General features: G+C 66.7%; 20 protein-coding genes. 3 read left to right on the forward strand and 17 right to left on the reverse strand.

Annotated elements, in window-relative coordinates; translation table 11 throughout:
* Positions 1-19: 19 nt before the first annotated feature.
* Positions 20-661, reverse strand: a complete 642-nt coding sequence (locus FRZ44_RS16875; RefSeq protein WP_151178285.1) for a glutathione S-transferase family protein — start codon at positions 659-661, stop codon at positions 20-22.
* Positions 662-1014: 353 nt separating this feature from the next.
* On the opposite strand from FRZ44_RS16875, the gene FRZ44_RS16880 reads away from it, so the two are divergent.
* Together FRZ44_RS16880 and FRZ44_RS16885 are read left to right on the forward strand one after the other, a co-directional pair.
* The gene (locus FRZ44_RS16880) at positions 1015-2142 is read left to right on the forward strand and encodes a patatin-like phospholipase family protein (RefSeq protein ID WP_151178286.1); all 1128 of its coding nucleotides are present in this window, start codon (positions 1015-1017) and stop codon (positions 2140-2142) included.
* 176 nt (positions 2143-2318) lie between these two features.
* Positions 2319-2684, forward strand: a complete 366-nt coding sequence (locus FRZ44_RS16885) for an endonuclease domain-containing protein (protein ID WP_151178287.1) — start codon at positions 2319-2321, stop codon at positions 2682-2684.
* Positions 2685-2711: 27 nt separating this feature from the next.
* Here FRZ44_RS16885 and FRZ44_RS16890 read toward each other — a convergent pair whose 3' ends face one another.
* The 11 genes from FRZ44_RS16890 to FRZ44_RS16940 all read right to left on the reverse strand — a co-directional run bounded on the left by FRZ44_RS16890 (position 2712) and on the right by FRZ44_RS16940 (position 13815).
* Positions 2712-4076, reverse strand: a complete 1365-nt coding sequence (locus tag FRZ44_RS16890) for an amidase (RefSeq protein ID WP_151178288.1) — start codon at positions 4074-4076, stop codon at positions 2712-2714.
* Between the two features lie 58 nt (positions 4077-4134).
* Positions 4135-4875, reverse strand: a complete 741-nt coding sequence (locus FRZ44_RS16895; protein ID WP_151178289.1) for an SDR family NAD(P)-dependent oxidoreductase — start codon at positions 4873-4875, stop codon at positions 4135-4137.
* Between the two features lie 157 nt (positions 4876-5032).
* Positions 5033-5662: a cysteine hydrolase family protein gene (locus tag FRZ44_RS16900; RefSeq protein WP_151178290.1), complete on the reverse strand. Its 630-nt coding sequence runs from the start codon at positions 5660-5662 to the stop codon at positions 5033-5035.
* A 259-nt stretch (positions 5663-5921) separates the two neighbouring features.
* On the reverse strand, positions 5922-7238 hold the full coding sequence (locus FRZ44_RS16905; protein ID WP_151178291.1) for a type I glutamate--ammonia ligase: 1317 nt from the start codon (positions 7236-7238) through the stop codon (positions 5922-5924).
* On the reverse strand, positions 7235-8275 hold the full coding sequence (locus tag FRZ44_RS16910; protein ID WP_191908143.1) for a MurR/RpiR family transcriptional regulator: 1041 nt from the start codon (positions 8273-8275) through the stop codon (positions 7235-7237). Before FRZ44_RS16910 ends, FRZ44_RS16905 begins: the two co-directional genes overlap by 4 nt.
* The gene (locus FRZ44_RS16915; protein WP_151178293.1) at positions 8272-9054 is read right to left on the reverse strand and encodes an N-formylglutamate amidohydrolase; all 783 of its coding nucleotides are present in this window, start codon (positions 9052-9054) and stop codon (positions 8272-8274) included. Before FRZ44_RS16915 ends, FRZ44_RS16910 begins: the two co-directional genes overlap by 4 nt.
* A gap of 137 nt (positions 9055-9191) precedes the next feature.
* On the reverse strand, positions 9192-10355 hold the full coding sequence (locus FRZ44_RS16920; protein WP_225308300.1) for an ABC transporter substrate-binding protein: 1164 nt from the start codon (positions 10353-10355) through the stop codon (positions 9192-9194).
* Positions 10356-10357: 2 nt separating this feature from the next.
* A complete protein-coding gene (locus tag FRZ44_RS16925; protein WP_151178295.1) occupies positions 10358-11398 on the reverse strand; it encodes a branched-chain amino acid ABC transporter permease in 1041 nt (346 codons plus the stop codon).
* A complete protein-coding gene (locus FRZ44_RS16930) occupies positions 11398-12294 on the reverse strand; it encodes a branched-chain amino acid ABC transporter permease (RefSeq protein ID WP_151178296.1) in 897 nt (298 codons plus the stop codon). The genes FRZ44_RS16925 and FRZ44_RS16930 overlap by 1 nt, the downstream gene beginning before the upstream one ends.
* On the reverse strand, positions 12291-13013 hold the full coding sequence (locus FRZ44_RS16935; protein ID WP_151178297.1) for an ABC transporter ATP-binding protein: 723 nt from the start codon (positions 13011-13013) through the stop codon (positions 12291-12293). The genes FRZ44_RS16930 and FRZ44_RS16935 overlap by 4 nt, the downstream gene beginning before the upstream one ends.
* The gene (locus FRZ44_RS16940) at positions 13000-13815 is read right to left on the reverse strand and encodes an ABC transporter ATP-binding protein (protein ID WP_225308301.1); all 816 of its coding nucleotides are present in this window, start codon (positions 13813-13815) and stop codon (positions 13000-13002) included. Before FRZ44_RS16940 ends, FRZ44_RS16935 begins: the two co-directional genes overlap by 14 nt.
* Positions 13816-14002: 187 nt before the next feature.
* Between FRZ44_RS16940 and FRZ44_RS16945 the strand changes: the two genes are divergently transcribed.
* Positions 14003-14923 (forward strand): NAD-dependent epimerase/dehydratase family protein, encoded by a 921-nt coding sequence (locus FRZ44_RS16945; RefSeq protein WP_191908144.1) that lies wholly within the window; start codon positions 14003-14005, stop codon positions 14921-14923.
* Here the strand turns inward: FRZ44_RS16945 and FRZ44_RS16950 are convergent.
* From FRZ44_RS16950 to FRZ44_RS16970, 5 genes are all read right to left on the reverse strand, one after another.
* Positions 14920-16392 (reverse strand): amidase, encoded by a 1473-nt coding sequence (locus tag FRZ44_RS16950; RefSeq protein WP_225308302.1) that lies wholly within the window; start codon positions 16390-16392, stop codon positions 14920-14922. The two genes, FRZ44_RS16945 and FRZ44_RS16950, sit on opposite strands and share 4 nt — an antisense overlap.
* Before the next feature lie 124 nt (positions 16393-16516).
* Positions 16517-17533, reverse strand: coding sequence for an alpha/beta fold hydrolase (locus tag FRZ44_RS16955; protein WP_151178299.1), 1017 nt, complete (start codon positions 17531-17533; stop codon positions 16517-16519).
* A gap of 42 nt (positions 17534-17575) precedes the next feature.
* Entirely contained in the window at positions 17576-18907 is a 1332-nt protein-coding gene (locus FRZ44_RS16960) for a purine-cytosine permease family protein (RefSeq protein WP_225308303.1), read from the reverse strand.
* Between the two features lie 342 nt (positions 18908-19249).
* Positions 19250-19996, reverse strand: a complete 747-nt coding sequence (locus FRZ44_RS16965) for an MIP/aquaporin family protein (protein ID WP_151178301.1) — start codon at positions 19994-19996, stop codon at positions 19250-19252.
* Between the two features lie 9 nt (positions 19997-20005).
* Positions 20006-22267, reverse strand: coding sequence for a nitric oxide reductase activation protein NorD (locus FRZ44_RS16970; protein WP_151178302.1), 2262 nt, complete (start codon positions 22265-22267; stop codon positions 20006-20008).
* Positions 22268-22292 lie beyond the last annotated feature (25 nt).

Consider the following 22292-nt stretch of genomic DNA (forward strand, 5'->3'; position numbering starts at 1 on the left):
TTGGAAGGGCTGACGCCCCTCACTTCTTCCAATGCGGCGGGATCGTCTTCTCGTAATAGGGCAGCTTCTCGATCGCGCCCTTCCAGGCGCGCAGCTTCGGCGGCAGGCGGTCGTCGGCGATGCCCTGGCTGGGCTTGCGCAGCTCGATGCGCGCCAGCATGCGGACGAACGGGAACATCGTGAAATCGGCGATCGAGAGCTCGCCGGCGATGTAGGGGCCGACGAAGGCGGCCTCGAAGGGCGCGAGCGCCTCCAACATCTTCGTGTGGGCGGCGGCCAGCTCCTCCTTCGTGGCGGGCGTGTCGCGGAAGAGCGTCAGATCGGTGAGCTCGTTGCTGGCGGTCTTCACATAGTCGCCGATCTCGGTCGCGAGGCGGCGCACCGTGGCGCGCGCCTTGACGTCCTTCGGCAGCAGCGGCTTCTGCGGATATTTCTCCTCGAGATATTCGAGGATCACGGCCGACTCCCAGAGGGCGAAGCCGTCATCGACGATGGTCGGCACCAGGCCGCGCGGGTTGATGGCACGGAAGGCGGGCGCCTTGGTCTCCTCCTTGTCGAAGGACAGGACCTTCAGCTCGTAGGGGATGGCCTTGTGCTCGAGGGCGAGCCAGACCTTCCAGGCAAAGGGGGAGCCGGAGCCGTAATAGAATGTCAGCGCCATGGGGAGACCTCGGGGTGATGGGGTTTCGGTGAGAGTCTGCCGGTTCCTGGCGGCACCAACCCCTCCCCCTACCCCCTCCCGCAAGGGGAGGGGGCTTGGAGGGTTGTGGGCGGGCCCGGCGAATCGGCAATTCGGGCAGGAGCTTAGCCCAGCCGTGACGGGCTGGCGACCGCGTGGGCAACAGGGTTATGCTGGGATGTTGCACTGCGGTATCGATTCGCCCATTTACTCCATCTTCGGACCTCCCCTGCCATCATGCCTGCTCCGAATCCGCCCGCTTCGGCCCTGAAAACCTTTACCCCCGCGCCCTTCGCAGCCGCGAACCCACCCTCCTCCAGACATCGAAACACCCCATGGCCCCCCTCGACCGCCCCGGCCCGACCGGTCTTCCCAGCAATGCGCCCCTGCCCGAGCCCCAGCGCGCGAGCCGTCCGGGCGTGAAGAACATCTCCCTGGCCCTCCAGGGCGGCGGATCGCACGGCGCCTTCACCTGGGGCGTGATGCATCGGCTCATGAGCGAGCCGCGGCTCTATATCGACGGGATCAGCGGCACCAGCGCCGGCGCCATGAACGCGGTCGTCTTCACCGACGGCTTCGTCAAGGGCCGCCGCCAGGGCGCCATCGACGCGCTCGCCCATTTCTGGGACCGCGTGGCCGACCTCTATCACCTGCCGCGCAGCGCCGCGATGACGATGGCGATGCCGGGATTCGGCATTCCCGGCTTCAGCCCGCACAAGAACGGCAATGGCTGGCAGGTCGATCGCGACCCGACCTTCATGGCGGTCGATTTCATGACCCGCATCTTCGCGCCGACGCAGTTCAACCCGCTCAACATCAACCCGCTGCGCGAGGTGCTCGAGGATATCGTCGATTTCGAGGGGCTGCGCCAGCATCCGGACATCAAGCTGTTCGTCACGGCCTCGAACGTGCGCACCTGCAAGTCGCGGGTGTTCCGCACGCCCGAGCTGACCGTCGACACGCTGATGGCCTCGGCCTGCCTGCCGCTGATGTTCAAGGCGGTCGAGATCGACGGCGAGCATTACTGGGACGGCGGCTATCTCGGCAATCCCGCGATCTACCCGCTGATCCATGAATGCGCCAGCCGCGACGTGGTGATCGTGCAGATCAACCCCATGAACCGGCCGGAGGTGCCGACCTCGGCGCGCGACATCCTCAACCGCATCAACGAAATGACCTTCAATGCCAGCCTGGTGCGCGAGATGTTCGGCGTCGCCACCATCACCTCGCTGATCGAGAGCGGCTCGCTCCATGACGAGCGCTACGCCGCGGTGCGCTTCCACCAGATCGGCGCCGAGGCGGAGATCGCCCAGCTCGGCGCGCTCAGCAAGCTCAACACCGAGCGCAGCTTCCTCGAGCATCTGCACAAGATGGGCTATGAGGCCGCCGAAACCTGGATCGAGCAGAACATCGACCGGATCGGGTGGGAGAGCACGATCAATGTGACGGATACGTTTGTGTAGGGGGACGCTCCCGGGCCGATCGCTTCGCACGTCCGTGTGATCGCTACGCTCTGCTTCTAAGCTTCGATCACGATTCTTTGCCTCTCCCTTCACCAATCCCCTCCTTCCTGCCCCCTCCCCCCTTGAGGGGGAGGTTAGGGTGGGGGGTGAGCGTAGAACTCGGTTCTGGCCTAGCGATGTCCATCGACAACGCCCGACGCCTCCGCAAGGACGCCACCGACGCCGAGCGCAAGCTCTGGTCAGCGCTGCGCCATAAGCAGATCGAGGGCTTCAAATTCCGCAGACAGGTGCCTCTTGGCGAATTCGTTGCCGACTTCGCTTGCCTGTCGCAGCGGCTGATCATCGAAGTCGATGGTGGGCAGCATGACGCGGAACGCGAGAAAGATGCAGCGCGAACGGCCTGGCTGAACGCGCGCGGCTATCGTGTCATCCGGTTCTGGAACAATGACGTGCTGGATAATCTGGAGGGAGTCGTCCAGACGATCTTGACCGCGCTCCAGGATCACCCCCCACCCCAGCCTCCCCCTCAAGGGGGGAGGTGAAGAAGAGAAGGGTGGACGGGCTCAGACTCAAATCGCCGGGCTGCTCCACACATCCTTCTGCTTCAGCAGCCGCTCCATTGCGCCGGCGATGGCGAGCAACCTCGCCTCGCTGCCCGGCCGCCCGATGAGCTGCAGCCCCACCGGCATGGCGGCCGCATCGCGCCCCGCCGGCAGCGTCACGGCGCAGAGGCCCATGAAGTTCACGACGCAGGTGTTGCGCAGCATGCGCAGGTTGATGCGCATATAGGTGTCGTCGTCGGTGATCGCCGCCATGGGCGGCGGGGTGATCGGGACGGTGGGGCAGACCAGGGCGTCGACGGTTTCGAGCGCGGCCGCGGCGCCGGCGCCGAGCGCGTCGTAGCGGTCGCGGCGCTGCAGGAACTCCCAGGCGGGGAGCGCGCTGCCGGCTTCCATGCGCTTGCGCACGCGGGAATCGAGCGTGGGGATCCAGTCCGGCAGGTCGCGCTTGAGGAATGCGAAGAGCTCGGCCGAGATGATGCCGCCGCGGTGATAGAGCTCATAGACCTCGGCCGAGCCGGGGAGCGCCATCTCGGAGGTTTTCGCGCCCGCTGCCGCGGCGAGCTTCAGCGCCTCCTGCACCCGCTCCGCCACGCCGGGCTCGGCGCCCTCCCAGAAGAAGGGCTCGGCGACCGCGAGCGTCACGCCGCCCATGCCGTCGAGCGCCGGCACCGCCTCGCCGTCGAGCGCGGCGAAGGCGAAGGCGGCGTCGGCGGCGCTGCGCGTCAGCGTGCCCGCGGTGTCGAAGACCTGGCTCAGCGGCACGATGCCCGCGGTCGACCAGCGGCCCTTGGTGGTCTTGAGGCCGACAGTGCCGGTGACGCTGGCGGGGATCCGCACCGAGCCGCCGGTGTCGGTGCCGAAGGCCAGGAGTGCCGTGCCTTCGCCCAGGCTCACGCCGGCGCCGCTGCTCGAGCCGCCGGGCGAGCGGTGGGTCTTGCGATCCTGCGGATTCCAGGGGGCCGGCCAATGGGCGTTGACGCCGAGCCCGCCGAAGGCGAACTCGACCGTGTGCGACTTGCCCATGATGACCGCGATCTGGTTGCGCAAGCTCCGGACGATGGGGCCCTGCTCGCGCCAGCGGAGCGGGAGCTCGCGCGGACTGCCGGCGAAGGTCGGCAAACCCTCGACGCCATAGAGATCCTTGACCGAGACCGGGATGCCCTGGAGCGCCCCCAGCCGGCTGCCCGCGGCGAAGGCCGCGTCGGCTGCCGCCGCCTGGCGCAGCGCGAACTCCGGCGCCCAGGTCTTGTAGGCGTTGAGCGACGGGTCGTGGCGCGCCTGCGCCGCCTCGACCAGGGCGCGGGCCTCGAGGGAGCCGTCGGCGAGCTGGGCGGCGATGGCGGCGAGAGGCTGGTCGAGCGGGTTGGGCATGGGCGATCGGTCCTTCAGGCGGCGCTGGATGCGGCGACGGGCGGCGGCGTCATTTCCCTCACACCATGATATCGCCGCCATTGGGGTTGAAGGTGGCGCCGATATAGAAGCCGGCGTCCTCGCAGGCGAGGAGCAGCGCCGTGGGCGTGATCTCCTCGACGCGGCCCTGGCGCTTCACCACCAGCTCGGACTGCTTCTGGCTGGCCCAGGCCGGCGGCAGCTTCATCTCGGTGTCGATCGGGCCGGGGCAGATCGCGTTGACGACGATGTTGTGCCGGGCGACCTCGTAGGAGAGCGAGCGCGTCAATCCCAGGATGCCGGCCTTGGCGGCGGCGTAATGCGCCATGCCGCCGGCGCCCTTATGGGCGAGCTGCGAGCTGATATTGATGATGCGGCCATATTTCTTCTCGCGCATGGCGGGCAGCACGGCGCGGGTGCAGAGGAACACGCTCTTGAGATTGACGCGGATCATCTCGTCCCACATCGCCGTCTCCATGTTCTCGAGCAGCGACACGGTGGCGATGCCGGCATTGTTCACCAGGATGTCCGGCGCGCCGAACTCCTTGAGGATCCGGCCGAAGGCGTGGGTCACCGCGGCCTCGTCGCCGACATCGGCCGCCAGCGCCAGGCTGCGGCGGCCCTTGGCCTGGATCGCCGCGGCGGTCTGCGCGGCGCGGTCGCCGTTCCTGTCGATGACGGCGACATCGGCGCCCTCGTCGGCATAGAGCAGCGCGATCCCCTTGCCGATCCCGGAGGCGGCGCCGGTGACGATGGCGATGCGGTTGGCGAGCTTGGGCATGAGTGGAACTCCTGGGGTCGCAACTTCGAAACATTGTCCCTTTCCCCTCGAGGGGGAAGGTTAGGAAGGGGGCAGACGCGCTCGATGTCACGGGCGGAGCCGCCCCCTCCCTGACCCTCCCCCTCGAGGGGGGAGGGGATACGGCACGGAGGCCGCCCTACCGCTTCCCCATCCAGCCCAGCACCTCCGCCGTCGTCATGCGGCGGCAGTAGCCCTTGAACAGGTTGATCGCGTTGTCATGGCGCTCCTGCGAGCGCGTGGCGCAGCCGTCGGTCACGCAGACGGGATAGAAGCCGCGGTCGGCGGCGTCGCGCACGGTGTGGTCGATGCACTGGTCGGTGAGGAAGCCGGTGATGAGCAGCGTGTCGATGCCGATGTTGCGCAGCAGATATTCGATGTTGGTCGAGTTCATGACGCTCGACGAGGTCTTGGGGATGACGATGTCGTCGGGGCCGGGCTTGAGCACATCCAGCACCTTGGCCTCCCAGGAGCCCTTCGCGATCCAGAATTTCGACAGCTTGTAGTCGAGGCTGCGGTCGCGGCCGTCCTCGGTGAGGTTCTCCATCACCGTGTACATGACCTCGGCCCTGGCGGCGCGGAAGCCGTCGATCAGCTTTTGCAGGTTCGGCAATACCTTCTCGCGCAGCTGCTGGTCGAAGTAAGGCTCGCGCTTGGCGACCTCGGGGTTCCAGACATAGTTCTGGGTGTCGACCAGCAGCAGGCAGGTGCGCCTGGGGTCGAACGGGCCTTCGCGGGTGAGCGCGGCGTCTTCCTTGCGGGGAGTCATTTGAACCTCATGCAGGTCTGGTTGGTGGCGTCAGAAAAAACCTCGGCCCCTTCCCTTGCGGGAGGGGCAGCGAGCGTAGCGAGCGGGAAGGGTCGTGCCGCCGCGTATGCGCCGGAAGGAAGTGGCGATTCAATTCTGAAGCGCATCACGCAGGTCACCCCTCCCCCCTACCCCCTGAGTTGATGTGATCGCTTCGCTCAACTTTCAATCCCTCCCCCTACCCCCTCCCGCAAGGGGAGAGGGCGTCGTTGATGGGGCATCAATAAACCTCGACATAGCGGCGGCAGAGCTCCTCGCCGTCCCAGTCCTTGGTGAGCTCGAGCTCGGATCGCTTGTTGTCGCGGTAGGCGGTGAGGAAGCGCGGCGGCAGGAAGCCCTGGACGGTCTTGTCGGCGTCGAGGGCGGCGAGCGCCTCGGCCAGGGTCGCGGGCAGCCTTACGATGCCGCGCTTGCGGCGTTCGGCTTCGCTGAAATTGCCGGGATCCTGGTTGAGCGTGGGCTCGGGCAGCGGCAGGTTCTGGCGCAGGCCCTCGAGCCCGGCGCGGATCATCACGGCGAGCTGGATATAGGGATTGGCGGTGGCGTCGGCGGCGCGGAACTCGAAATTGAACTGCTCGGCCTGGCTGCGCTCCGAGGTGGCGAAGGTCGGGCAGATGCGGATGCCGGCCTCGCGGTCGCGGAAACCGATGCTCGACCAGGCGGCACTCCAGACATGGGGCACCAGGCGCAGATAGGAGACCGGCGTGGGCGCGGTGAAGACGCAAAGCGCCGGCATATGCTTGAGGATGCCGGCGAGGAACTTGCCGGCCGTGGCGCTGACGCCGCTCGGGCCCTTGGGATCGTGGCTCACGGGTTTGCCGGCTTCGTCCCACAGGCTCATATGGATATGCAGGCCGTTGCCGATGCCCTTGGTGGCGACCCGCGGCGAGAAGCTCACGGTGTGGCCGAAGCGCGCGGCCGTGGCGCGCGCCATCTCGCGCACGAAGATCGCCTTGTCGCAGGCCAGCAGCGGCTCCTCCGGCGGGAAGGTCACCTCGAACTGGTTGAGGGCGAACTCGGACAGATAGCTGTCGGCGTCGATGCCGCACTGGTCGAGGGCCGCGAGGAAGACCTCGCCGAAGCTGCCATGGCGGCGCACCGCATCGAGCGAGTACATGTCGCCGGTGCGGCCGTTGCCGCCCGAATAGATGAACTCATGCTCATAGGCGACGCCGAGCCTGATGCCGGCCTCGCGCCGCAGGTCGGCCGCGGCGTTGCGCAGGAGCGTGCGCGGGCAGCAGTCCCAGGGCGTGCCGTCGGTTTCGAGGATGTCGCTGAGGAAGAAATGCTCTTTCTGCAGTCCATCGCCGAAATCGACATTCGCCTCGGCCTTGCGGTCGGGCATCATCAGCACGTCGCCCCAGGGGCCCCATTGCGAGGGCGCGATCGTGCCGAGCGCGGTGAACATGATGTTGGTCGGCGTCCAGCCGACGCCGCTCTTGAGCCGCTTCTCCAGATGGCGGGTCGGGAAGCCCTTGCCGCGCAGCTGCCCCGAGATGTCCGCGTAGCAGAACATCGTGAACGGTTCCCGATTCATCCGGTGGACCTCCCTGATTTCATCCCGGCCTTGCCGTTGGCGTTCTTGTCCGGTTTTCGACTCTGCTTCGCCTTGCGGCCCGCTGTGATCGGAGTCTGCGCCGCCTTCCGGCCGGCGCCGGGAGGCGCGCTCTCCAGATGGAAGGGCTGGCGCAGCGTCTCGAGCGTCTCGATCCGCCGCTTGGCGCCCTCGCCCAGCCGCTCGACCACGCTGGCGATCAGCACCTCGACCATGGCAAGGCCGGCGACGGCGCTGTCGAAGGCGGTCGGCACCTCGACCGGACAGGCGATGACATGGGCGGCCAGGGCGGCGATCGGCGAGTTCCAGATGTCGGTCACCAGGATGATGACGGCCCCTTGCGCCGCAGCGCCGCCGGCGAACTCCAGCACGTCGCGCTGATAGCGGCGGAAATCGAACACCACCAGGATGTCGCCGCGCCTGACATCGAGCAGATAGTCGGCCCAGCCGGCGCTGCCCTCGCGCACCAGCCGCGCGCCCGGCCGCAGCTCGCGCAGGCAGTGATGGAAATAGGTCGCGAGCATCTGGGTGAAACGGCCGCCGAGGCAGAAGACGGCGCGCCTGGGATCGCAGACGAGCCGCGTGATGTCGGCATAGTCCCCGCGCGGCAGCCCCCGCACCGCGCGCTCGATATTGCCGCAGATGGCGAGCCCCACCCGCTCATGCACGTCGCTGCCGTCGCCCCAGCCCGGCCGCGAGGGGTAGCGCGCCAGCGGGCCCTGGAGCTGCTTCTGCACCTCGCTGCGCAGCCTGTTCTGGAAGGCGGCATAGCTCTCGAAGCCGAGGCGGCTGACGAAGCGCAGGATGGTCGGGCCGCTGGTGCCGGCACGCTTGGCGAAGCGCGCGACCGTCTCGAGCCCCGCCACCGGATAATCGTCGAGCAGCGCCTGGGCGACGCGGTTCTCGGCGGCGGTGAGGGCGCTCAGGCCGCGGCGCACGCGCTCGGAGATCGGCCGGGTCTCCCCGGCCGCGGGCGAGGTCTCGGCCGCCGCGATGCCGTTCGACGCGGACCGCCTCATGCGGCGAGCACTCCCGACCCTTCGACCACGCGCGGCAGGATGCCGGCCAGGATGTCGGCCCATTGTGCCTGGCCGGCGGCGTCGCCGATCAGGTCCTGCCGGATCTCGATCTCGACATAGGGCAGGCGCCGGCCCTCGCAATGGACCGGCACGGTGTAGTCCATCTCCATATTGACGCTGTAAGGCTTGTTGCGCCCGACATGGAACGCGGTCTCGGCCTCGAGCAGCCGGATCAGCCCGTCGCCGATGCGCCAGTCGCTGTGCGCGATCACGCCGATATGCCAGGGCCGCGGGGCCGCATCGCCGTTCAGCCGCGGCGTGCAGCTATGCATGGCGAAGATCACGGTCGGCGCGCCCGCCTGCAGCCGCTCGTCGAGCGTCTGCCGGATGCAGTCATGATAGGGGCGCAGGATCTCGACATCGCGGGCCAGCCTGTCGCCCTCGGTCAAGTTGCGGTTTCCCGGGACATCGGTGCCGTCGCTGCGCTCCATGATGGATTGGGCCGAGCCGGCCTGGCGGTTGCAGTCGATCACCAGGCGCGAATAGGGCTGGTAAATGTAGGGCGCGCCCAGTCGGTCGGACAAGATCGAGGTCACGCCCTGGATGCCGATGTCCCAGCCGATATGGCGGCTGAGCTCGGCCTCGCCGAGGCCCAGCGTCCCCAACCGCCGCGGAATGGCCCGGCCGGCATGATCGGAGATGAAGAGGATCGGCGAGGCGCCGTCGGGATTGCGCACCGCGACGGCCTCGGGATCGCCCGGACCCAACAATCCAGTCATGACATCACGCCGTTCTCAGTCCTCGTTCGTCCTCATCACCGGCTCCGGCGACCCGGATCGGGCGGCTCCCGCATCGCACGATGACAGGAGCCGCCTCTTCCGGAGCCTCGGGGCCGGTGTCCTCCACAGAATGGCGATCAGCCCTTCGGCGTGACCGTCGTCTTCAGATTCACCTTGGCGTGATCGACATACATGATGGCGACCGGCTTGCTCGGCACGCGGCTGCCATTCAGGAAAGCGATGTTGCCGGTGACGGCCGGGAAGTTCGAGGTCGCGGCCAGCGCCGCGGTCACGGCCGCATGATCGGTCGAGCCCGCCCGCTTGATCGCATCCGCCACCAGGCCCAAGGCGTCATAGCCCAGGGCCGCGAAGGCGTTCTCGGGCGGCACGCCATATTCCTTCTGGTAGGCCGCGCGGAACTGGTTGGCCTGCCCGGTGTCGAGGCCGACATAGGCGTGGGTGGTGAAATAGACCTCGTTGGCCAAAGCCTCGCCGGGAACGGTCGAGACCAGGTCGGTGTCATAGCCGTCGCCGCCGAGGATCGGCATGGTGATGCCGGCTTCGCGGATCTGCTTGATGATGATGCCGGCCGTATCGGGGCCCGAGGAGGCGAACACCGCCTGGGCGTCCGGGTTGGCCTTGAGGCGCGAAACCAGGGCCGAGAAATCCTTGTCCTCGGTCATGTAGATGTCGTTCAGCAGCACCTTGCCGCCGAGCTGCGTGAAGCGGTCCTGGAAATATTTGGACAGGCCCTTGGTGTAGTCCATCGCATTGTCGGTCCAGATCACGATGTTATGGACGCCCAGCGTGTTGTAGGCGTATTCGGCCATCGCATGGGCCTGGACGTCGTCGGCAAAGCAGGCGAGGAACATCTCGTTGCCGACCATGTCCGGCAGGTCGGGCGAGGTGGCGCCGGAGGTGACGAAGGGAATGCCCTTCGCCTGGAACAAGGGGGCCGAGGCCAGGGCAAAGGTGGTGTCGCTATGGCCGATCCCGGCCACGACTCCTTCCATCGACACGGCGCGCTTGGCGCCGGTCGCGGCTTCCTTCAGATCGTTCTTGGTGTCGATTGCGACGACCTCGATCATCCGGCCGCCGAGCAGACCGCCGGCATCGTTGATCTGCTTCGCCGCCAGCTTGGCGCCGTTGAGCGACGGCCCGTCGATCGAGGCGAGGCCGCCGGCACTGAGGTTGTAGAGCGCCACGATCTTGATCGGATCGGCCGCCTGGGCATGGGGCGCCACAGCCAGCAATCCGGCGACGGCCGTCGCCGCCGCCAATCTCGACAATATGGATTTCATCGTCACACCTCCCTTTGGCGTTTCGACCCGGAATGGGTCTGTTGGCGGCCTTGCCATTTTCCGATCCAGGCAAAGAGATCGGGCTCGGCCGTTCCGAAGAGGCCTTTCGGCCGGTAGATGAGAACCAGCAGCACCGCGACCGCGAGCAGGAGCTGGCTCGAGCCGTAGAGCCCCACCGCTTCCTCGACGGGATGCAGGAGCTCGGTCGCGACGGTGAGGATGGCGGCGATGAGGGCCGCCCCCGTGATGCTGCCGGTGCCGCCCAGCACCACCATCACCACGAGCTGGAAGGCGAACAGGAAGGTGAAGGAGGTCGGCGTCACCAGGGTGACGAGATGGGCCCAGAGCCCGCCCGCGACGCCGGCGAAGAAGGCCCCGAGCGCGAAGGAGAGGATGCGGGTGCGCGTGATCTTGACGCCGAGACAGGCGGCCGCCAGCTCGTTCTCGCGGATCGCCAGCATGGTGCGGCCCAGCGAGGAATGCTTGAGCTTCCAGCAGACATAGAGCGTCAGCAGCATCCAGCCATAGACCCACCAGAGGTTGGTCAGCTCGGGCAGGCCGTTGAGCCCGAGGGCGCCGCGCGTATAGCCGTCGAGATTGGTGGCGAGGCCCTGGATGATGAAGATCAGCCCCAGCGTCGCGACCGCGAGATAGTGCCCGCGCAGCCGCAGGACCGGGAACCCGACGACCGCGGCGACGAGCGCGGCGCAGAGGCCGCCCGCGACCAGCGCCGGCAGGAAGGGCCAGTTCATCTGCGCCAGCCAGGCCGGCAGGTCGGGCAGCAGATGGGGCTTGCGTGCGGCCGGCAGGGTCAGGATCGCGGTGACATAGCCGCCGACGGTCATGAAGGCCGGATGGCCCAGCGAGAACAGGCCGGTGAAGCCGTTGGTGATGTTGAGGCTGACGGCGAGGATGACGTTGATGCCGATGAAGGCGATGATCGAGAGGATATAGGGATCGAGCCCGGCGCTGGCGATATAGACCAGCACCGCGCCGACGAGGGCCGCCGCGAAATAGGCCAGCAAGGGGCTGCGGCGCTCCATCAGGCGCGCTCCTCGGTGCTGCGCCCCAGCAGGCCGTTGGGCATCACCAGCAGGATCACGATCAGGGTCGCGAACACGAAGACGTTGCGGTAGCCGGAATATTCCGGCGGCAGCAATCCTACGAACAGCACCTCCGCCAGGCCCAGCACATAGCCGCCCAGCATGGCGCCGCTGATCGAACCGACCCCGCCGATGACCGCCGCCACGAAGGCCTTGAGGCCCGGGATCAGGCCCATGAGCGGGCTGATCTGGCTGTATTTGCTGCCCCACATCAGGCCGGCTGCCGCCGCGAGCGCGCTGCCGATCGCGAAGGCCAGCATGATCATGCGGTCGATATTGATGCCCATGAGGCGGGCGACATTGTAGTTCTCCGCCGTCGCCCGCATCGCCATGCCGACCTTGGTGAAGCGCACGAAGAGCGCCAGTGCCGTCATCAGCAGGATCGCCAGAACCACGATCGCCAGATCGATGGCGCGGATCTGGAGCGAACCGAGATGGACGAACTCGCCGAGATAGGCCGGCACGATGAAGTTCCGCGGCTGGGCCGTCAGCGTCATGATGCCCAGATTCTCGATCACGATGGCGACCGCGAGCGAGGCGATGAAACCCGTCACCTGCGGCGCGCCCCGCATCGGCCGGAAGGCGATGCGCTCGATCAGCATGCCGATCCCCGCCCCCACCGCCAGCACCACGACGATGGCGACCGGAAACGGCGCGTCGATCGCGGCGACGCTGGCCAGCATGGCGAAGGCGCCGATGGTCACGATGTCGCCATGGGCGAAATTGATCAGCCGCACGATGCCATAGATCAGCGAGAAGCCGATCGCGATCAGCGCATACATGCTCCCCAGGATGATGCCGTTCGCGATCTGCTCCAGGATGTAGCCGGCGCTCATGGACCCACCCCCAGATAGGCGCGCTGCACGTCGGCATCCTGCGCCAGCGCCTTGCCGGTGCCCGCGAGCTTGATGAGGCCGGTCTCGAGCACATAGGCGCGGTCGGCCAGGTCGAGCGCCATGGCGGCGTTCTGCTCGACCAGCAGCACGGTCGTGCCCTCGTCGCGGATGCGCGCCAGGATGTCGAAGATCTGCTCGACCAGCTGCGGCGCCAGGCCCAGCGAGGGCTCGTCGAGCAGCAGCAGCTTGGGCCGGCTCATCAGCGCGCGGCCGATCGCCAGCATCATCTGCTCGCCGCCGGAGAGACGGTTCCCCGGCACGGAAGCGCGCGTGAGCAGGATCGGGAACAGGTCGTGGACCGCGCGCAGATCCTTCTCGATGCCGTCCCGGTCGCTGCGCAAATAGGCGCCGATCATCAGGTTCTCGGCGACCGAGAGATTGCCGAAGATCTGGCGACCTTCGGGGCAGTGGGAAATGCCGGCGGCGACGATCTTCTCGGCCCGCACTTTCGAGATATCGATCCGCGCCTGCTCCGGCGCGAAACCGATGCGCCCCTGCTGGCAGCGCAGCAGGCCGGAGATGGCCGCCAATGTCGTCGTTTTGCCAGCGCCGTTGGCGCCGATCAGGGCGACGATCTCGCCGCGGCGGACCTCGAGATCGATGCCGCGCAGCGCGTGGGTCCCGCCGCGATGGACATGGACGTCCTCAAGCCACAGCATGGGCACCCTCGCGGCGGCGGCCGAGATAGGCCTCGATGACGCGCGGATCGCGCTGGATCTCCATCGGCGATCCTTCGGCGAGGATGCGGCCCTGATGCATGACATGGATCCGCTGGCAATGGGTCATGATCATCTTCATGTCATGTTCGACCAGGATGATGGTCAGGCCCAGCTCGCGATGGAGCCGCGAGATGGTGGCGCCGAGCTCCGCCGTCTCATGGGGATTCATGCCGGCGGAAGGCTCATCCAGCAGCAGCAGCACCGGCTCCGTCGCCAGCGCCCGCGCGAACTCCACTTTTCGCTGGTCGCCATAGGGCAGGTTGGCCACCAGATCGCCCGCGCGGTCGCGCAGATCGAGAATCTCCAGCACCTCGAGCGCGCGCTCGCGGATTTTGCTCTCGGACCTGGCGGCCGTGGGGAAGCGCAGGACCGTCGGCCAGAAGCCGGCGCCATGGCGCATATGCAGGCCGACCGCGACATTGTCGATGACCGGCAGATCGCGGAACAGCCGGATGTTCTGGAATGTCCGCGCCATGCCCAGGCGCGCATTCTGCTCGGGCCGGTTGCCCGCGACCTCCTGGCCGCGAAAGACGATGCGCCCGCCGCTCGGCTTGAACACGCCGGTCAGGAGATTGAACGCCGTGGTCTTGCCGGACCCGTTCGGCCCGATGAGGCCGACGAGTTCGCCCGACGCGATCGTCAGGTCCAGCTTCTCGAGCGCCTTCACGCCGCCGAAGTTCTTCTTCAGACCGGCAACCGTGAGCAGCGCCTCGCGGCCCGCCTCCATGGCTCTCCCCGTCATCCGCGCGTCTCGTTTCCCGGGCGCGTCTTGATGTTATAAACGGAAGCACTAGTATCACGTCCCTAACATTTATTACAAGACGCCGGCGCGAGCGCCTTGAACCGCAACCGGTTCTGCGCCGGTTACGGTGAACCCTCGAGAGACCGGGAACGGAATGACTGATAGCGCGCCGCCGGAGAAACCCGCCATGCCACAGCGACCGCTCGGGCGCGTGCTGGTGACGGGTGCGCGGGGGTTCATCGGCGCGGCGCTGATCGAGCGCCTGGCGCGCGAGGGCACCGTGGCGGTCGGCAGCGATCTCGCCTCCGGCAAACCGCTGCCTGGCGATTTCCGGCCTTGCGATATCACCGATCAAAGCCAGGTCGACAGGCTGGTCGATGGCGACGAGTTCGACACCATCCTCCATTGCGGGGCGGTGTCGGGCCCGATGGTGATGGCCGACCGGCCGCTGGAGATCTGGCGGATCAATGCCATGGGAACGGCCTATCTGCTCGAGGCGGCGCGACGGCGGCGCGTCGGGCGTTTCGTTCTCTGCTCCACGACCGAGATCTTCGGATCGCGCTGCGGCCCCCGGATCGACGAGGACACGCCGCCCTCGCCCGACGGCGTCTATGGCGCCAGCAAGATCGCGGCCGAGCAGGCCATGACCGGTTATGTCCGGGAGCATGGCCTGGACGCGGTGGCGCTGCGCCTTTCCTGGATCTACGGGCCGGGCCGGATCACGCCGACCATGCTGGAGCAGCTCTTGCGGGCGTCATTGGACGGGCGGCCTTTCGAGATCGAGAGCTCGCCCGCCGAGGTCACGCATTATCTCTATATCGAGGATGTGGTCGAAGGGCTGCTGGCCGCGGCCCGCGCCCAGCGGCTGCCGCGCCTCACCTACAACATCACCGCGGGCGCCGGCCAGACGCTGGAGCAGGTCATATCGCAGCTGCGCGCCTTCGCGCCGGAGACGCGCGTGTCCTTCACCGGCCAGGGGCCCCATGCCACGGGGCCGACGAGCTTCGATCTCAACCTGGCGGCGCGCGATCTCGGATATCGGCCGCGCATCCCGCTGGTGGAAGGCCTGAAGCGCTATCGCGATGCGCTGCGCGACCGGCGAACCTAAAGCCCCATCTTCTCCAGCAGGGCCGGCCATTTGTCCTGCCAAGGCTTGGCCGCCTCGAACGCCGCCGAGGCCCGTAGCACGGCCGGGTCATCGAGATGGCGCCCGACGATCTGCAAGCCAACGGGCAGCCCGTCCTTGGTGAAACCAGCCGGTACGGTCGCGGCCGGCTGCCCGGTCATGTTGAAGGGGAAGGTGAAGGCCAGCCATTTGAAGGGCGGCACGATACGGCCATCGATCTTTTCCGGGCCCTGGACATGCAGCGCGAAAGGCGGCACGGCCAGAGTCGGCGTGAGCAGCAGGTCATAGCGCTGCATGAAGCGCCACATTTTGTTGGTGACCGCCTTGCGAACCATGATCGCATCGGTGAAGTCCTCGGCACTCCAGGGCCGCATGATGAAGTCGATCAGATGCGGCGTCATCCGCCCCCCATGCTTCGCCACCATCGCGCGCAGCCCCTTGAGATCGGACTCCATCGCGACCAGCCCCCAGAAAGCCGGATAGGGGTCCTCGAAGCCCGGATGCGCCTCCTCGACCTTGCAGCCGAGGTCGCGCTCGAACACCTTGACCGCCTCGCCCACCACGCGGCGCACTTCCGGATCGACCGCGGCGTAGCCCCAATCGGGGCTGTAGGCGACGCGCAGCCCCTTGAGATCGCCCTTGAGGCAACCCATCCAATCGAACTCGGGTTTGGGCAGGCTGTAGCGATCGCGCGAATCCGGGCCCGAGCCGATCACTGATAGCATCAGCGCCGAATCCGCCACCGTGCGGCTCATCGGCCCGATATGCTCGAGCGATTCCCAGCTCGACACGCCGGGATAGCGTTCGTCTTTCGTGCCGGGATAGAGCGGAACGCGCCCCATCGAGGCCTTGATCCCATAGATGCCGCAATGGGCCGAGGGGATGCGAACCGAGCCGCCGCCATCGCTGCCGATGGCGAAGGGCCCCATACCGGCCGCAACCGCCGCTCCCGAGCCGGCGCTGGAACCGCCGGAGGTACGCTCGAGATTCCAGGGATTGCAGGTCGTCTCGAAGACCGGACTGTGGCCGACGCCGCTATAGCCGAACTCCGGGACATTGGTCTTGCCGATGATGACGGCGCCGGCCTGCTTCAGCCGCTCGACCACCACATCGTCCTCGTCGGGCACGAAGTCTTCATAGGCGGCCGAGCCCGAGACCGTCCGAACGCCCGCGGTACAGACGAGATCCTTGATGCCGATCGGCACGCCCGCCAGCGGTCCGACCGCCTCGCCCGCGAGAATGGCCTTCTCGACCTGCTTCGCCTGCTGGCGCGCGAGGTCCGGCGTCGGCGTGCAGAAGGCATGGAGCAGCGGCTCCAGCTTGTCCATGCGGGCCAGCACCGCCTCGACGGCTTCGGTCGGCGACAGCTCCTTGGTCCTGATTTTCTTCGCGAGCGTCACCGCGCTCATGCGGCCGATCTCGACGATCGACGACGGAGTCACTGAAACCATGGATGCCTCCTTTGATTCGTGAACGAACCGTCACGGCGGATCGAACGGGAGATCGATCCGCCGGCGAAAGCTGGTAAGGCAGCCGCCAGGCATAGCGCAGGCGCCACGCCCGGCTGCTGTGAGGTCAGGACCGCATCAACTCCTTCAAGACATTGTCGAGGAACTTCACATCCTCGGGGTTGGTGCCGGGGCCGCCCGCGAAATGACCCCAGATCGACGGGATCGGCAGGAATTTCGCATTGGGCATATGCTTGACCTCGTACTGGCTATCCTCGGGCGGGAAGTAGAGATCCGTCTGGCCGGGCATCACGATGGCCCTGGCCTTGACGGCCGCCAGCGCCTTCTCGAAATTGCCGTTGAAGACCGGATTGGCGCTGATATCGCCCCTCTGCCAAGTCCAGAGCATCGCCAGCAAATTGTTGGGGTCGCGTACCAGGAACAGCCCTTCCCAGAATCCCACCAGGAAATCCTCGAGCGAGGCATAGCCCATCCGCTTGATGTCGAGCTGCTCGCGATAGAAGGCTTGCGAGAAGCCCCAGCCCGCATAGACGCGGGCCATGGCGCGCAGCCCCTTCTGCGGCAGTTTCTCGTACCAGCCGCCCTGGAAAGCGTCGTCGGCGGTGAGTGCCGCCTTGACGCCTTCAAGGAAGACGAAGTTGTGGCGCGACGTCTTGGCCGAGCCGCAAAACGGCACGATCCGCTCGACCATGTCGGGATAGAGACAGCCCCACTGGAAGGTCTGCTGCGCGCCCATGGACCAGCCGGTCACGAGCGCCACCCGTTCGATCCCGAACTTCTCCGTCACCAGGCGATGCTGGAGGGTGACGTTGTCGTACAAAGTGACATTCGGGAAGCGCGCCCGGTCATAGGGCGGCGGCGTGTTGCTGGGTGAAGTCGACAGGCCGTTGCCCAACATGTTCGGGATGATGATGAAGTATCTCTCCGGGTCGAGCGCCATCCCCCGCCCGATCAGCCACTCATTGTTCACATGCTGGCCGGAGTACCAGGTCGGATAGACGATGACGTTGTCCTTGCGGCCGTTGAGTTTGCCGTAGGTCTTGTAGGCGAGCGTCGCGCCTCGCAGGGTGGCCCCTGACTGCAGGACGACATCGCCCAGTTCGAAGATCTCGTGGTCGCTCATCCGGGTCCTCCTTGTCTCTATAGGGATACCGCCCGCCCGGTCTCAGGAGCTCTGGCGGGCCGTTGCCGGGCGCAGTGCCATGATGCCCCAATAGACCGCGCCACCGACGATCGCCGCCGAGAGGGCGGTGCACCACTCGGGCATGTTCTTCTCGACGATGAAGGCGACGACCGAGCCGGCAATCCAGCCGAGGAACGCCTGGGCCCGCCAATCCACGTCGATCTCCGACCCACGGCGAACGACATACTGATCGACCAGGATGATAGCGCCGATCGGCGGCACCAGAATGCCGAGCAGCGAGAGCCATTCAATGAAGAAAGCCCAGACATTGCCGGCGGCGACGGCGATGCCGATGGCGCCCAGAATGATCGCTGCCGCCCGCATATGGCCGCCGACGATGCGCGACCAGCCCGTCGCCGAATTATAGAGGCAGTGCGAGCAGACGGAACCCAGATTGGTGAGCAGGAAGACGAAGGCCAGCAGCGAGAGCCAGGCGACACCCTTGCCGGTCATGTAACCGAACATGTTGTCGGCGCCGAACGGATTGGCATCGGGCACGGCCAGGGCCGCCGTCATGACGCCGCCCACCAGCATCGCGACCAGGTTGGCGAAGGGGAAGGCGCTGAAGGTGGCGAAGAGCGAGCTGCGCGAATCCCTGGCCCAGCGGTTGAAGTCCGCGGTCACGGTTCCGGCATCGACGAAGAGCGCCAGCACCACCGTGAGGCCAACGCCCATGGACATCGGCACCTCGGGATGGCTGCCCGGATAGCTCATGATCGCAGCCCAACTCGTGGTGCTGGCGGCGTCGCCCGCGACCCATACTCCCAGAATGACGAACAGCGGCACGGAGACCATGCCGATCCAATGCAAACCGCGCACGCCGATGAAGGTAATGCCGATATAGAGCACGCCGGCGATGATCGTCATCAGCACATAGCTCATATGATAGGTGCTGCTGATCAAGGCGCCGGTGATTCCGGTTTGGACCGCGTACCAGCCCAGCAACAAGGTCGAGAGCAGTCCGGAGGCAAGCACATAGCCCTTGCGACCGAAGACCACGCTGGCGAGCAGCGCGAAGTTCCGGCCGGTGCGCGTGCCGAGCAGACCCAGGAGGCCCACATAGGCGAACATGATCAGGTTGCCGACGATCATGGCGACCAGCGCGCGGCTGAAGCCCATGCCCAGTACCAGGATGGACCCGGTCATCGCCCCCGTGATGATCATCGGGAAGCCGATCCAGACCATGGTCATGGAAAAAGCACTGCGGCGAGCGGCGAGCGGAACCGGCTTGTGCTCATACTCCTCGCCCAGGAAATGGTCGACTTCAGCTTCGACGGCGTCGACACCGGTTTGTTGGTTCTTCTGGTTAGCCAACGTTACCTCCTCTGGCTGCGCCCGCTCCGCGATATGCGAGGCGGGGTGTCCCGCTCGGTTCGCTCCGCGAGACAAGGAGCCTATCGGCACGGACATTCCCTGCGCCGTCCCCGCACCTCACGGGTGCCGCGGACGGAGGAGACGTCTTGATCGGACGGGTGTCGCATGTAAGGCAGAGAAGGCGCGGCTTCACCCGACCATGATCGATGGCGGTTGCGAAGGCTTCAGCGCCTTGAATTTGAATCGAGAGCGGCGTCGATGCCGCAAGCACGAGCGATGCGTGCGTCAAAAAAGTTATCCAAGCCCCAAACTCAAGTCAATGATTTGTCCAGTGCCCGGCGATCACGATTCAGGGTGGGCGATTGCGGGCTTGTGCGTGAAGCGCCAGGCAACCGCGCCCAGCATCACGCCCGCTATCGGCCCCACGACATAGATCCAGAAATAGCTGAAGTCGCCGAATGCCAGTGTCGGGCCGAACGCGCGGGCGGGGTTCATCGAGGCACCCGCATAGGGGCCGAACAACATGACTTCGATGCCGACCGTCCCGCCGATCGCCAGCGCGCCGGTCATCGGATCGGCGCGCGGATCGAATCCGGCGCCGCAAATGACCCACATCATGACGAAAGAAAGGAGGGTTTCGATCCCCAGGGCCTCGGCGGGCCCGACACCGGCGGCGACATTCGGCAGATTTGCGCCGGCGCTTCCGGCGGTGCCGAGTGTCGACATCAGCACCAGCCCGGCCAGCGCCGAACCGGCCAATTGGACTAGGACATAGCCCGGCAGCAGCCGCTTCTCCAACAGGCCCAGCCAGCAGGCGGCAATCGACAGGGCCGGATTGACATGCGCGCCGGAGATGGCGCCGCAGGTCGCAATCACGATCACGATCATGCCGCCCGAGGTCAGCCCCGATGCGATCGGTCCCAGCCCGCCGATGCGGGCCTGCAGCACCACCGAGCCCGCCGCGAAGAGCACAAGCGCGAAGGTGCCGATGAACTCACAGGCGTATTTGGCGAGATCGGCGCGCGCCGGCGCCATCGCGCCGAGGGCCCGTCCCAGGTCCCGTGGCCGCATCGCCGCCCGGCCGCTCACCGCTGCCTCCTATCTTGTCAGCCGGAAGTACAACGAAGGGAGCCGGTCCGGCAGCCGGTCAATGCGATCGATCATGATGGTGTTGCGGGGGCCGAAAATGCGGGCGAGATGGTTCTCGGCCCCCGAATCCAGTCCGACGCATAGAGTATCGATCCCATGCGCGGTCAAACCCGCCACCGCATAGCGCGCATCTTCGACCAGGTAGCGTCGATCCGGTACATCGCGATCCGACGGCTCGCCATCGGTCACCAGCAGCAGGAGCCTCCGATACGTCGTCTGCTTGCCGAGCTCGACACCGGCATGACGAATGGCAGCGCCCATGCGGGTCGAGAGGCTGCCGGTCAGGCCCGCCAGCCGCGACAGCGGCAGAGCTCCGAAGCGCTCGCTGAAATCCTTGATTCGTAGGTAGTGCACATCCTCACGTCCATCCGAGCAAAAGGCCGCGACGGCGAACGGATCACCCAATCCCTCCATAGCCTCGCCCAGCAAAGCGACGGCCTGTTTCTCCAGCTCCAGGGTGGGACGCCGGCTACCCTTGATCGGGTCGTTGGTCGATTCCGAGATGTCGAGCAGGAGCAGCACCGAGAGATCGCGGAACTGGCGCATCACCGTCGAATAGATACGCGGGTCGGGACTCTCGCCGATCCGTTGGCTCAGGACCGCCTGGATCGCCGCATCGAGATCGAGCTGCTCTCCCTCCGCCATATGCCTACGCCGCCGCGGCCGGCTGACCTTGGCGGCGCGGATCATCGCTTGAATTCGAAATCGGAGTTCGGGGTTTGCTTCGATCGACCGCTCGATCTCACCCGGATCCCCCAGACGCGGCTCGTACTCCTTGACCGTGACCCAATCCGGCCGGTCCCGACCGATCAGATGGTCATGCTCGGGATAGCGCGCGACCGGAATGCCAATATCGACTGGAGCCTGCTCCTCGGGACGGGCCCGGTTGGCGGAGCCCTGGTCCCGCTCCGGTTCCTGGCGCTCGCGGTCGGGAGGGTCTGGATCGTCCTCCTCCTGCCGGACGATACGAACGGACTCGTCGAGAAGTTCCTCATCCGCCATCTCGTTCGGCTGTTCTCCCCAGTCCCAAAGCCCGACATTGTCGTCGCGATAGGGTGGCTCGGGCACGTAGGTCTTGGCATTGAATTGGATCCGCATCTGACCCAGATCGTTGCCGAGCAGGCTTCCCAGCACGCGGCTCATCTGCTGGTCGTCCCAATGCTCGCGGGCCGCATAGAACATCTCCTTGCTCTTCTGCACCCAGCCGTCCGGATCTTCGAAATCGGGATCGATCAGGGCCCGCGACAGCCGGGCCAGCAGCGTCGGTGCCGTCTTCGCGCCCGAGGGCTGCGCCACATGGAACGGCAGCCAGAGGCGGCGCAGTCCCGGATATTCACGCATCGCAAGCTTCTCAACGCGAGCATCCTCGATCAGCGAGACCAAGGCGATCTGCACCGGCTTCAGGCTGCGTGCGGGAAACTTGTCCCGGGTGAAGGTCAAATGCGCCGCCACATGGGCCAGGGCCGCGCGGAAGATCTCCTCGGCCTGCTGATCGCGAAACCCCGGATAGACCGGCGGCACGCGGATCATCCCGCGGTCGAACGAGGTGCGGCGGCGCGAAGCCTCGGGCGCCCGCAAGGAGGGTTCGCGGATCGGGAGACGAATCCGCCACAGCGCGTCGAGGTAGTATTTCAGGCGCCGCCCGACATGCTCGAAGGTAACGTCGCTCGACTCCCGCTCGAGCCAGCGCTCCGCCTCGGGATCCTCGAACGAGAAATAGCCGTGACGGCGCTGGGCGTCCCCGCCGCCATAGCGGATGCCCGCGAGCACCCAGGCCTCGAGCCGCGACAGGTCGAGGCGTGAAAGCAGCCGATCGATCCGGATCAGGACCTCCGACACCGATTCCGGCGCCAGCGACGAGAGCCGCTCCATGAGGTTCAGGAAGGCTCGAAACCGATGGGCATCGGCGACCCGCCCTGCCGCTTGCGCTGCCGCCGGCGGCAGCAGCTCGGCCGCCTTACGACCTGCCTTGATCGCCAGCAGTGAGACCGAGTCCGCCAGCGCGATGCCGGCATTGGGGCCGACCTTGCCGGCGACCTCCGGAGAATGGCGCCGGTAGCTTTCCACGACGGGCTCGCCATAGCCGGCCTGGGAAAGCCTCTCCACGGCCGCGAGCCAGGGCGCGGACATCGGACCCGCGAAGGCCAAGGCGGCGGCCCCTTGCAGCAAAGGCGGTGTCGCAGGCGGGGTTTCCGACGTGACCAGCTTCAAGAAATCCTTGGAAGAGCGGGGCAAA

Origin of the sequence: Hypericibacter terrae (assembly GCF_008728855.1) — a bacterium.
GTDB lineage: Bacteria > Pseudomonadota > Alphaproteobacteria > Dongiales > Dongiaceae > Hypericibacter > Hypericibacter terrae.